At 45.2% G+C, this 12,655-nt stretch carries 11 protein-coding genes; 5 read left to right on the top strand and 6 right to left on the bottom strand.

The features are described from left to right. Positions 1-120: 120 nt before the first annotated feature. Both R7F07_RS06810 and R7F07_RS06805 read left to right on the top strand, forming a co-directional pair. Positions 121-1,971, top strand: coding sequence for an ABC transporter ATP-binding protein (locus R7F07_RS06810; protein ID WP_054578587.1), 1,851 nt, complete (start codon positions 121-123; stop codon positions 1,969-1,971). Between the two features lie 591 nt (positions 1,972-2,562). Then, the gene (locus R7F07_RS06805; RefSeq protein WP_005374596.1) at positions 2,563-3,270 is read left to right on the top strand and encodes a DUF445 domain-containing protein; all 708 of its coding nucleotides are present in this window, start codon (positions 2,563-2,565) and stop codon (positions 3,268-3,270) included. A 103-nt stretch (positions 3,271-3,373) separates the two neighbouring features. Here R7F07_RS06805 and R7F07_RS06800 read toward each other — a convergent pair whose 3' ends face one another. Together R7F07_RS06800 and R7F07_RS06795 are read right to left on the bottom strand one after the other, a co-directional pair. Continuing rightward, the gene (locus R7F07_RS06800) at positions 3,374-3,850 is read right to left on the bottom strand and encodes an Lrp/AsnC family transcriptional regulator (protein ID WP_005374595.1); all 477 of its coding nucleotides are present in this window, start codon (positions 3,848-3,850) and stop codon (positions 3,374-3,376) included. 292 nt (positions 3,851-4,142) lie between these two features. Next, positions 4,143-4,391, bottom strand: coding sequence for a hypothetical protein (locus R7F07_RS06795; RefSeq protein WP_005374593.1), 249 nt, complete (start codon positions 4,389-4,391; stop codon positions 4,143-4,145). A 358-nt stretch (positions 4,392-4,749) separates the two neighbouring features. Here R7F07_RS06795 and R7F07_RS06790 point away from each other — a divergent pair, with 358 nt between their 5' ends. Both R7F07_RS06790 and R7F07_RS06785 read left to right on the top strand, forming a co-directional pair. After that, complete coding sequence (locus R7F07_RS06790) at positions 4,750-5,283, top strand: GNAT family N-acetyltransferase (RefSeq protein WP_085569453.1); 534 nt, start codon at positions 4,750-4,752, stop codon at positions 5,281-5,283. 18 nt (positions 5,284-5,301) lie between these two features. Further along, the gene (locus tag R7F07_RS06785; protein ID WP_171342410.1) at positions 5,302-5,736 is read left to right on the top strand and encodes a hypothetical protein; all 435 of its coding nucleotides are present in this window, start codon (positions 5,302-5,304) and stop codon (positions 5,734-5,736) included. 91 nt (positions 5,737-5,827) lie between these two features. Here R7F07_RS06785 and R7F07_RS06780 read toward each other — a convergent pair whose 3' ends face one another. Further along, entirely contained in the window at positions 5,828-6,067 is a 240-nt protein-coding gene (locus R7F07_RS06780) for an RNA recognition motif domain-containing protein (protein WP_005374587.1), read from the bottom strand. Between the two features lie 148 nt (positions 6,068-6,215). Between R7F07_RS06780 and R7F07_RS06775 the strand changes: the two genes are divergently transcribed. Further along, on the top strand, positions 6,216-6,749 hold the full coding sequence (locus tag R7F07_RS06775) for a GNAT family N-acetyltransferase (RefSeq protein ID WP_042522265.1): 534 nt from the start codon (positions 6,216-6,218) through the stop codon (positions 6,747-6,749). A gap of 124 nt (positions 6,750-6,873) precedes the next feature. On the opposite strand, the gene putP is transcribed toward R7F07_RS06775, so the two are convergent. The 3 genes from putP to putA all read right to left on the bottom strand — a co-directional run bounded on the left by putP (position 6,874) and on the right by putA (position 12,354). Further along, on the bottom strand, positions 6,874-8,367 hold the full coding sequence (gene putP, locus R7F07_RS06770; protein WP_005374582.1) for a sodium/proline symporter PutP: 1,494 nt from the start codon (positions 8,365-8,367) through the stop codon (positions 6,874-6,876). Positions 8,368-8,503: 136 nt separating this feature from the next. Beyond that, positions 8,504-9,211, bottom strand: coding sequence for a 1-pyrroline-5-carboxylate dehydrogenase (locus tag R7F07_RS06765; RefSeq protein WP_005383557.1), 708 nt, complete (start codon positions 9,209-9,211; stop codon positions 8,504-8,506). Between the two features lie 11 nt (positions 9,212-9,222). Beyond that, positions 9,223-12,354, bottom strand: a complete 3,132-nt coding sequence (putA, locus tag R7F07_RS06760; RefSeq protein ID WP_171342409.1) for a bifunctional proline dehydrogenase/L-glutamate gamma-semialdehyde dehydrogenase PutA — start codon at positions 12,352-12,354, stop codon at positions 9,223-9,225. Positions 12,355-12,655: the final 301 nt, after the last annotated feature.

The raw sequence follows: 12,655 nt of genomic DNA, 5'->3' as shown, positions 1-12,655 counted from the left end.
ATCGGTCTGCTTTATCGAGGAGCAGGCAAAAAACTCTCATACACGCGGTTTCGTCCAAAGCAGCGTGAATCGATGGATTTAGCCACCCCAAATGGCACTGTTTTAACTTTAGGATGAGTTATGTTTAAACGATTTGAAGGCTTTACAGAGCCGTTCCCCAAATCTACACCGGATCAGCCTCCTTCAGGGATGTTCGCTTTTCTGCGTTATTACACTCGTGGTTATGAAAAGCCTTTGATCATCATGTCTTTGATGGCCACAATTGTGGCTGTTGTTGAGGTAATGTTGTTTGGCGCGATGGGACAATTGGTTGATTGGTTGTCTACCAGCAATCCAGAAACGTTCTTACAAGACAACAAATCGGATTTGATTTTCTACGGAGCCTTATTGCTGGTTGTCATGCCTATATTGGTGATCTTGTACTCGTTGCTCGTTCATCAAACGTTATTGGGCAACTACCCAATGTCTATCCGCTGGCTTGCACACCGGTATTTGCTCAATCAAAGCTTGAACTTCTATCAAGATGATTTTGCAGGTCGAGTCGCAACGAAAGTCATGCAAACCTCATTAGCTGTGCGCGAAACCGTAATGAAAGCTATGGATGTGTTTGTTTACGTTACGGTTTACTTCACCAGCATGATCATTATGTTAGCGACGGCAGACTGGCGTTTGATGATCCCAATGATCGTCTGGTTACTCGCTTACATCGCTATCCAAATCTATTTTGTCCCTAAGCTCAAAGACGTCGCTTCAGCGCAGGCCGATGCACGTTCGACAATGACAGGGCGCATCGTCGACAGTTATACCAATATTCAAACCGTCAAACTGTTTTCTCATAGCCAGCGCGAAACCCAATATGCCGAGCAAGGCATGAAAGGATTTTTGAATACGGTCTATCGTCAAATGCGCCTAGTGACCGGCTTCGACGTCGCTGTAGAGATCTCAAACTATATTTTGGTGTTTTCCGTTGCTGCTTTATCGATTTACCTGTGGTTGGATAGTGCCATTAGCGTTGGCGCGATTGCGATTGCTGTTAGTCTTGCATTGCGCGTAAACGGTATGTCGATGTGGATAATGTGGGAAGTTGGCGCCCTCTTTGAAAACATGGGAACCGTTGTCGATGGAATGAAAACGCTCTCTAAGCCTATTGATATTAAAGATAAACCAGGTGCAAAAGACTTGGTTGTCACTGAAGGAGGCATTCACTTTGATAACGTCAGCTTCCATTACGGTGAGAACAAAGGCGTAATTAGCCATCTCGATCTCAACATCAAACCAGGAGAGAAAGTCGGCTTGGTTGGGCGCTCCGGCGCCGGAAAATCAACTCTGGTGAACTTGTTACTTCGTTTCCACGATGTCGAAGACGGCAGCATTAAGATCGATGGACAGAACATCTCAGAAGTCACACAAGACTCTTTGCGTTCAAAGATCGGTATGGTGACCCAAGATACTTCTCTGCTACACCGTTCAATTCGAGACAATATTTTGTATGGCAATCCAGATGCGACAGAAGAAGATTTGCTGAAAGCCACTAAGCAAGCGCATGCCCATGAGTTTATCGAAACTCTGACCGACCCATTTGGTAATGCCGGATACGATGCGCAAGTTGGTGAACGTGGTGTAAAACTGTCTGGCGGCCAACGTCAGCGTATCGCAATATCTCGTGTGCTACTCAAAGACGCACCATTGCTGGTACTGGATGAAGCCACATCGGCTCTGGATTCAGAAGTCGAAGCAGCGATTCAGGAAAGCTTGAATGAATTAATGCAAGGGAAAACGGTTATTGCTATCGCTCACCGATTATCGACCATCGCACAAATGGATCGCCTCATCGTGCTAGATAAAGGCAGCATCGTTGAACAAGGTTCTCATCAAGAACTCATTGCGAATAACGGCATTTACGCCCAGCTTTGGGCGCATCAAACTGGCGGATTTATCGCTGAAGAACTAGACAATCAACACGCTTCTTAACGAGTGATAAGCTCAATAAAAACGGCGCTTTAAGCGCCGTTTTTTATTTAAATCCATGGCTAGATGCTCATATAGCCATTGTGGTTTCTCATATATGAAACACTCTCCATGATAAAGCTCACACTTTTTCTGCTAATATACCGCCTCGTTGCGTATCCATTGCAATGAACACAATACAGAGTATTGAGCCGTCTTCATTTGTCATTTCACTTTTTGAGAAACAGCTATACTCAATAGATGGCTTAGTTATTATATTAACAATAAGGTAATTAGCTTATGTGTAAATGTGGTTCAATGCAGATCGTACAACTCAAACCAAGTTGGGCTGACAAGCTATTTGGCTACTCAGAAAGATGGAAATGCCAACTTTGTTGTAAGATCTACCGCATCTAAAATTAAAAATAGAATCTTAGTTTTTCTAAGAAAAAGCAGTGGCCCGACAATGATTGTCGGGTTTTGTTTTTCCGAGCATTCATTTTTTTCCCTTCGCTACAAGATTGCTCATCACGGCAAAACCTAGCATCTTAATGTGACTTAGGTATAGAATCAGGCCCACTTATTCTTTCCGATATTCATATATAACTGGTCACTATGAACAAAAGTTTGCTAACGAATGTCCTCGCTATCGCTTTGATGGCTGGAGGTCATCAATTACAAAACGACTATCTTTGGTATGCAGGGCTGTTTGCGTTCTCAGGCGCCATCACCAACTGGCTTGCCATCCATATGCTGTTTGAGAAAGTGCCTGGATTATACGGTTCTGGCGTGATCCCCGCGCGATTTGAAGAGTTTAAACTGGCTATCAAAAACCTGATGATGGAACAGTTTTTTACTGAAGCGAACATTGACCGATTCTTGAATAAAGAAATGGCGGGCGGTGTGAACATCGATCTTCAACCAGTAATTGAGAAAGTAGATTTAAATCCAGCATTTGATTCCCTAGTGGAAGTAATTGAAGGCTCTCAGTTTGGTGGCATGCTAGCGATGTTTGGCGGCTCGGAAGCGCTACAACCCATGCGCCAACCTTTCGTCGAAAAGATGCAAGAATCCATCATTGAGTTGAGCAAGAGCGATAACATCAAAGAAGCACTGAAAGAGCAATTCGAATCTCCTGCAATGATGGATGAGATAAAGCAGAACATTGAAGGTATCATCGATCAACGTTTAAGCGAATTAACACCGGCATTAGTTAAAGAAATGGTGCAAAAGATGATCAAAGAACACCTTGGCTGGCTAGTCGTTTGGGGCGGTGTTTTTGGTGGTTTAATTGGCGTTATCAGTACCTTTATCGGGGCATAATCGCTCACCGATTTATTAAAAAAGGAGCTTCGGCTCCTTTTTTAATCGAGAAAAAGTAATATACCAAGCCACGCTAAATAAGGAGGCTCAACACATGCCTCGCCTAACCAAGGAGCTCGGGATTAACACCAAATCCCGTTTTATGTTCTTCTATGACCACTTCACTACGAGTTTGAATCACGCCCGGAAGCGTGCCTAACTTACTCGACATAAACTCCTGATACGCTTTCATGCTCTTAACACGAACTTTTATCATGGTATCGAAATCTCCAGAGAGCGAGTAGCACTCTTCAATTTCAGGCATCAATTCCACCGCTTTCGCAAACTTTTCAAAAATAGAAAAACTGGTTTGGTCTAAACGAATATGGATGAATACTTGCACATCCAGCCCCAACTTTTCCGCATTCAACTCTGCATGGTAACCATTGATATACCCTTCTTTTTCTAGCCGCTTTACACGGTCAGAACATGGAGAAGTCGTTAAGTTAATCAGCTTTGCTAGTTCTACAACCGGAATTCTGCCTCTCGAATGAAGCACTCTCAAAATATGTAAATCAATCCGGTCCAATTGATAACTCATTAACCCGCTTCCTTGTAACCACTTAGAAAGCATCACATTAATCGTTGCTCAAACAATTGCAAACCATCAAATGCACAGCATGTGAAATTCAGCAGAGAATAACCAGAAAACAACGAAGGAGGGAAAGAGCTATGATTATTGCCGCTCACTTAGTAACCGTGATATGAAGAGAAAAAGCAACCTAGCGGCTCCCGCGGAGTCGCAAATTTGAAAGCGCATGACACGCCTGTATAGATATGTCGTTCGGGCAACACTGCCCTATTTAGCCATTAATCATGGCTATCACTCAGAATTAGAGTGCGGCCGATGTATGCCGTGTAGGATGTGGAACAACCTCTCCAATTGCACGATGATTACAACAACGGCAGTAGTATTGAGGCTCCATCTCGTAATAATGTTCACCTGATACAAATTTCGCCATCAGCTGTGTAAAACTCACCATTTTGCCTGTTAACGAGTCAACAGACTGAGGCTCGCAACGCTTCATAATCACTTTATGTTGCGTTGATTTTCTACAAGCTGCGCAATATATATCCGGCATTTCTCTTCTCCCTACTTTTTCGTCCTACTGACAATTGACATATTTTGTTCAAAATAATTCCACAATTAAAAAGCTCCTTTAATTTTTTGTGCCCTATCTTCAAAAAATTGAACGAAAGTATCAAAAAACTGAGACATTGGTCAGACCTCAACTTTTGCACCATCAATATGAGCAAACGTGCTTATGTGTGTAATAATACGACACATTACACATAAGCAATTGTTCGGGCTTATTATTTAGTAAGGCGCATGACAACTACACGCCTGGCTAGATCGAGCTTTCGAGACGCCTTGTTATCTCGATTTACCCCGCAAACCAGTTGCTAGCAGCTATAGCCGTCTCATCAAGGAAGAAATGCATGACGATACAACCGATTCTCACTACCGAAAGACTCGTCCTCCGGCCATTCAATATCGATGACTGCCAACAAGTGGCTTTACTCGCTGGAGATAAGCGAATTGCCGACATGACAGCAAACATCCCTCATCCTTATGAGCGACCGATGGCGCAAGCATGGATAGATAGGCACGATCCGATGTATCAGCAGCATCAAGGCGTGGCGTACGCTATTACCTTGCGAAACACTGGGGAGTTACTTGGTGCAGTGAGTTTACCGCGTATCGAAGAGGGCTACGGTACATTAGGCTACTGGGTTGGCGTGCCACATTGGGGGAAAGGCTATGCATTCGAGGCCTCCAAAGCCTTACTCGAATTTGCTCGAATGCACTTTGAGTTAAACGGAATAACCGTGATGCATTTGGTGGACAATCAGCGTTCTAAATCGGTGATCCAAAAACTAAATATCCCTTACATCGGTGACAAAACATTGCGCATGCAAGGCAAAGAACGAAAGGTTTGTGTCTACCAACTCACGTTCGTCGCTTCTGAATAAAGTCGAGGAATATGTCGGATGATCATCCATGAAACTTCACAAAATCTGCCCAAGAACAACCCTTTCTTGCTAGGAACTGTATTGTTGTCGCTGTTCTATTTTTCCTACCTAGCAGACAAGATCGTCGAGTTTGGACTCGTAGCACTCACAATAATAGGATTGAAACTGCTCTCAACGTACTTCACGCGCCGCGCGTTCAATCCTAAAACGCTAGATATCGATGCAAGCACCAACACCTTGAAGTACCGCCAGGGCTCAACGGTTTACTTCCGTCTACCTCTTGATGACATTGTCAAAGTCCAAATACAGAAAAAGTTCTTCTCTAGCAAAAGTTTGATGCTCTACACAGTCAACGACGCTTACCAAGTGCCGAATTCAGACAATTTCGATTCTCTACAGTTAAAGGATTTAATGAAACAACTTGAAGAGAGAATTGATGATCAATCTCGCTAAAACGAAAAGAGAAGACATTCTAGAATGTTGCCAATTTGGTCTCTAAATAGAAAGACAAAAAAGCCAGCAATAACGCTGGCTTTTCTCTGTATTAGTCTTGTGCGACTTTCACGCGAATTTTGCTTTTTTCTACGTTCGTCAAATTCAGTGCTTCAAGAGCAGAAATGGCTTCTGCTTCGTCCGGCATGATGACAAAACCGAAGCCTTTCGACAAACCCGTGTCTTGATCAAGCACTAGCGAACACAGTTCTACTTTGCCGTACGCTGAGAATAATTTGCGGATATCTTGCTCGGTCATGTGACGAGCCAAGTTTCTTACTAAAAGTTTCATAATGAACCTAGTTGGTTTGATAACGGTTCGATTCTCTCAGTTTCTCTCTGGCAAACCAAGTGAATAATATGACGGCGTTGACTAGATCATTCTAAGTACATCTGTTTAAATGATTTTCCGTTCATTTTTCACCCATAGGAGAGTCGGCATGGAAACGAAACGTCTCAAACTCATCCCTGCTTGTTTAGAACGAGCCGAAGAGGCGCATCAAGCTGTCGTTCGCAGCCAAAAAACTCTCGAAGTCTATCTGCCGTGGGTGCCTCATGTGCTGACATTAGAAGCGATGATAGAAGGGACAGAGAAAGCCATCGCAAACTTTGAAAACTTCGAAGAAGAGCTGCGTTACTACATGATTGAAAAGGAAAGCGATCGCTTACTGGGTGCGGTCGGCCTGATGATTCGAGATCCCGACGTACCGTCCTTTGAGATAGGTTATTGGTTAGATAATGCTGCCGTTGGCAATGGTTATGTTGCCGAGGCTGTGCTCGAAGTTGAGCGCTATGCGTTTGATGACTTGGGCGCAAAGAGAATCGCAATTCATGCTGATAGCACCAACCAAAAGAGCAGGGCTGTAGCCGAGCGCTGTGGTTATGAGTTCGAAGGAGAGCTCAGAAACGAACGTCTGACTACATCGGGAGAGCTGAGTAACACCGTTATTTACGCCAAAATTCGTCGCGACTAACACTCCAATCTAACCGAGCAATGCTAAGCTCTGATCTCAAGCTACCGCCACTAACGTTAATTAAGTTTCAGATAAAACAAAGCCCGCTAAAATAGCGGGCTTTGTGTTCATATACGGGAAGTTACTAGTCTAGTTCAACCAGTTTTTTCTCGAACGACTGGTGTTGGTCTAACACGTCTTGCGCAGCACCGCCCGTTGCTTTACTTACCACAATGATGGCAAGCGTAGAGAAGATGATGCCCGGTACGATTTCGTACACATCAAACCAACCGCCAGTTAGCTGCTTCCAAACTACGATAGTGATACCACCAACAAGAATACCTGCTAACGCGCCGTTACGGTTCATACCGCTCCAGTAAAGGCTAAGTACAACCGCAGGACCAAATGCCGCACCAAAACCAGCCCAAGCGTAAGATACAAGACCAAGTACTGAGCTATCAGGCGTCATCGCTAGGAATAGCGCAACAAGCGAAATAACGATAACACCGATACGACCAATCATTACGATTTCTTCAGAAGACGCTTCTGGCTTGAATACTTGCTTGTAGAAGTCTTCTGCAAGCGCTGAAGATGAAACAAGGAGCTGTGAGTCAGCGGTACTCATTACCGCCGCTAGGATTGCTGCTAACAACATACCCGCAACGACAGGATGGAATACTGCGTTAACCAATAGCATGAAGATCTTCTCACCGTCCTCTAGTTGAGTACCCGGATGACCCGTAACCCAAACCAGACCAACAAGACCAACAAGCATTGCACCAACCATAGATAGTGCCGTCCAAATCACTGCGATACGACGTGCAGTCGTTAGATCTTTGTTTGAACGAGACGCTTTAAAACGCGCTAGGATGTGTGGCTGACCAAAGTAACCAAGGCCCCACGCCGCTAGAGAGATAATGGCAATCGCAGACAATGGTTCGCCTTTCGCGTCATTCCATAGCGTTGCAAGTTCTGGGTTGATGTCATGTAGATCAGAACTTAGCTGACCTAAACCACCGTCCATTACCGCTATAGGAACAATCATTAGCGCAGCCGCCATTAGCAGACCTTGCACTAAGTCAGTCCAAGATACCGCTAGGAAACCACCGAATAGTGTGTAAGAAACGACACACACCGTACCGATGATAACAGCGTAGGTATAATCTAGACCGAATACCGTCTCAAACAGTTTGCCCCCTGCGACCAAACCTGAGCTGGTGTAGAAAAGGAAAAATAGAAGAATGAAAAACGCAGAGATTGTCTGAATCAGTTTCGACTTATCGTTGAAGCGACGTGACAGGAACTCTGGCAACGTTAGCGCGTCAGTTTGGATACTGTAGGTACGGAGGCGTTTTGCACTGATGAGCCAGTTTGCCCATGTACCAAGAAGTAGACCGCCGGCTAACCAGAAGGCCTCGATACCCGCAGCGTACGCATAGCCAGGCAAGCCTAGCAGCAGCCAACCACTCATGTCTGAAGCACCTGCAGATAATGCAGCAGGCCACGGACCTAGGCTACGGCCACCTAGGAAGTAGTCAGATGAATTGGAAGTCCTCTTATACGCGTAAACGCCAATAGCAACCATAATCAGTAAATACGCCACAAAAGTGGACGTGATAGCAAAGCTATTTTCTATCATTAGATAGTCCTCGTTATAATTATTTCCTTCCTTGCCTGCCCTGATATTTTACCGTCTCAGCAATACATCAGAGTATAAAAAACCAATCTGGACCGGCTCTCAGTCCAGTTACTCCAGATTGGCATTACAAGTCAGGTTAGTGAGTTTCGTTCCCCAGCTCGAGTAGAGTTGCGTTACCACCCACCGCGGTAATATTTATCGTTCGAGTGCGCTCAGTAATGAAGCGCAACGAGAGATGAGGATCATGAGCCAATTTCGGTGACTCTAAATCCGTTTCAGAAACTAAGCCGACGATTGCACCGTCACGCTTAGCTAGTTGAAGATTGAGCGCATGCTCAACCTGTGAACGCCCAACATAACCCACACTACGTACATCGCTCTCAAGCAACGGGGCAGACGCATCGTACGCAACAACCTGGACTAAGTTAGATGGGAAGTTTGCCAACGCTACAGCTTGCTTAACCAATTGGTTTAGCTCTGCATTGTCACTGCAAACGACCACACTGTTGCCGGCAATTAAGGCACAGGTGATCATCGCAAAAGCACTGTATAACGCATTATCAGCAGGCTCGATGTTGTTTTCACAAATCACCAAAGCCACACCGCGTCCTGCGGCATACAGTTCGTTAGTTTCCCCTGTAGGGCCAACTAACTGGTGAGTTTCTGCAAGAAGAGCTGATGCTTGTTGCAAGTGGTAAGAAACCACTTTGGCAACGGTAGACTGCTGCCCTTCTAGTGCAGATTTAAATGCCAGAACATGCTCGCATTTGTAATCAAAATCAGTCAGATTCCACTGCTCCCACGCAGAGAATGCATCTTTAAAATAGGTGATCTGATGAACCATAATGCGACTCCTTATGCGTTTTCTGCTTGAGCAAGAAGATGTTGAGTAAATCGGAATAGGTAGTGTGGACCACCAGCTTTCGGGCCAGTACCTGACAAGCCTTGACCACCAAACGGCTGTACACCAACCACAGCGCCAACTTGGTCTCGGTTGATGTAGCAGTTACCTACTCGTGCATGTTTCTCAATCCAACGGTACGTGGTTTCGTTACGGCTATGGATACCCATCGTCAAGCCAAAACCCGTTTTGTTGATCTGCGCAACCACGTTCGGTAATTCAGACGCTTTAAAGCGAATAATGTGCAAGATTGGACCAAATTGTTCTTCTTTCAGCACATCGATGCCCGAGATTTCAAACGCACTTGGTGAGACAAAGTCACCATGCTGGCACGATTCATCCAGCTGTAGCTGAGCGACTTTAGTCTGTGTTTTGCTCATTTGCTCAAGGTGAGCGAGGAGTTTTTGTTTTGCATTGCTGTCGATAACCGGACCAACATCTGTTTTGTGTAGGTAAGGTAAACCAACATGCAGTTCATTCATCGCACCCTGAATCAGGTTGATCATACGGTCTGCTACATCTTCTTGTACAAATAGAACACGAAGGGCAGAACAACGCTGACCAGCAGATGCAAACGCCGAACGAATCACATCACGCACCACCTGCTCTGGCAATGCAGTACTGTCCACAATCATTGCGTTTTGGCCACCTGTTTCCGCAATAAACGGAACTGGTTTCGCGCTGCGCTCCGCGAGCGTGACGTTAATGCGTTGCGCCGTTGCCGTTGAGCCAGTGAATACCACACCAGCAATAGCATCATGAGAAGTCAGTGCATGACCGATCTCAGCGCCGCGACCAGTAAGTAACTGAATCACACCAGCAGGGAAACCCGCATCAAGCATTAATTCAATAGCACGAGCGGCAATTAAGCTTGTTTGCTCAGCAGGTTTTGCAACCACAGTGTTACCTGCAATCAGTGCTGCCGTTACCTGACCAAGGAAGATAGCCAACGGGAAGTTCCAAGGGCTGATACACACAAACACACCAAGACCTTCACGGCTAGAAATGCGTTTCACACCGTCAAAGCCTTCTAGCTCAAATGGCTGTAGGTTTTGCGCTTGTTTCGCGTAATAACGACAGAAATCCACTGCTTCACGAACTTCATCAATACTATCGTGAATCGTCTTGCCCGCTTCTTTGTGACAAATCGCCACCAGCTCAGCCAGATTTTCTTCCATTAAGTCAGCAAGCTTTTCTAAACAAGCCGCTTTTTGCTCAACAGGAACGGTTTTCCAATCAGAGAAAGCAGTTTGCGCCGCATCAATTGCAGCGGAAACATGATCAAGTGTTGCAAATGCCACTTTGCCGACTTCAATTCGGCGATCGTACGGTGCGGTGATGATCTCAGCCGCATTTTCCTTGATCATGCTTTCGGCAAAACGCTCACCATTGATCATCGGGCCTGCAACCCACTGATTGTCCATGAAGCTTTCTACCTGCGCTTCAAATGGCTTCGCCTCACTGTCGATATCAATGTTGACGCCATATGAGTTCTTACGCTCAGGGAAAATATCGGCAGGCAATGGAATTTTGTCGTTGTGTATCGTGTCAAAACCCGTCAACACATCCACAGGGTGATGGGTCAACTCATAAATCGGACAACGCGCATCAACTAGACGGTGTACAAACGAGCTGTTCGCACCATTTTCAAGCAAACGACGAACCAAGTACGGAAGAAGATCAGCATGGCTACCGACAGGAGCATAAATACGTACTGGCTGACCGTACATTTTCATAACATGGTTATACAGTGAATCACCCATACCATGCAGGCGCTGGAACTCGTATTCTTTGTGCTCCGCCATGACAGCAATTGCCGTCACCGTGTGAGCATTGTGGCTTGCAAATTGTGGGTAGATATTACCGCGAACACCTTCGCTAAGTAGGAAACGAGCACAAGCTAGGTATGCAACGTCCGTCGCTTCTTTGCGAGTGTATACTGGGTAATTTGCATAACCCGCTTGTTGAGACCACTTGATTTCGCTGTCCCAGTACGCGCCTTTAACCAAACGCAGAGGAATAACGTCACCTTGTTCTTTTGCGAGTGCATTTAGCCACACCAAGACTGGTAGCGCACGTTTTGAGTAGGCTTGAATAACCAAACCAAACTTGCCCCAACCCTTCACAAGATCGCTACGGTATACTTTCTCAAATAGCTTCAGGGAAAGCTCAAGGCGATCCGCTTCTTCTGCATCGATTGTGATTGCAACGTCGACTTCAATTGCACGTTTCAATAGCTGCATTAGTGAGTCATACAACTCTGTCATTACACGTTCTTCATTTGCGACTTCGTAGCGCGGGTGTAATGCAGAAAGCTTGATGGAAATCGAAGGCGCAGGGCTGATGTCGTTACCGTAAGTCTCGCGACCCACCGCTTCGATCGCCATTAGGTAATCTTTGAAGTACTTGTTCGCGTCCGCTGTAGTTAACGCCGCCTCACCCAACATATCAAACGAGTAGGTGAAACCTTTGTCGCGCATTGGACGACCGTTCTTCTGCGCTTCTTCGATCGTACGACCACGAACAAACTGGTGACCCATGATCTTCATTGCCTGATACATGGCTTTACGAATCACAGGCTCAGAGAATTTATTTACCAGACGGTTTACAGCCTGACCTGGGCTCTGGGTGCCTTGCTCACCAAGACCAACCACTTTACCTGTTAGCATGAGGCCCCATGTTGATGCGTTAACAAACACAGAGTCAGAGTTCTTCAGGTGAGATTTCCAGTCTGCGACACTCAACTTATCTTTAATCAAAGAATCTGCTGTCGCGGCATCTGGGATGCGCATTAATGCTTCTGCAAGACACATCAGCAAGATACCTTCTTGAGTATCTAAGCTGTATTCCAGCAATAAAGCATCAATCATCTGGATTGACTTCTTATCGGCACGAATGGCTTCGATAAGGTGGGTCGTTTGGGTAGTGATCGCCGATTTTTCATCCTCTGTCGGCGTCGCTAGTGGCAATAGTTGCTCTAGCCATTGAGACTCGTCCACCATATATAATGGCGAGATCAGTGACCACAACTTATCAAGCGGCTGCCCGATAAATTCCGGTGTCAACACGTTCGTAGCTGTAAACATGTGTGTTCCTCAATCTCACTCCTCGAAAACCGCTTCGAGGATTATCAATGGCTGGCAGTGTATTTTGAGGCCGATAAGAATACTTGTCAAAAACTACGACATTTTTGCCAAAAACTCGCTTTTATAACAAAACATCCACATAGTCACATTCAAATAGGTAATATTTTGTGTTGTAAATTTTAATTTTTTCATTGCATTCACAACAAAATATCAAGAATATCAATAAGATTTTTGTGAAGAGCTCGTTCTAAGAGAAAATGTAGGATCAAGTGGCATATCAACCACTGCAAAGAACAGAGAA

This window comes from Vibrio sp. YT-16 (assembly GCF_033337405.1).
GTDB lineage: Bacteria > Pseudomonadota > Gammaproteobacteria > Enterobacterales > Vibrionaceae > Vibrio > Vibrio alginolyticus.
Note: the sequence above shows the minus strand (reverse complement) of the source record. Positions and strands in the feature narration are given on the sequence as shown.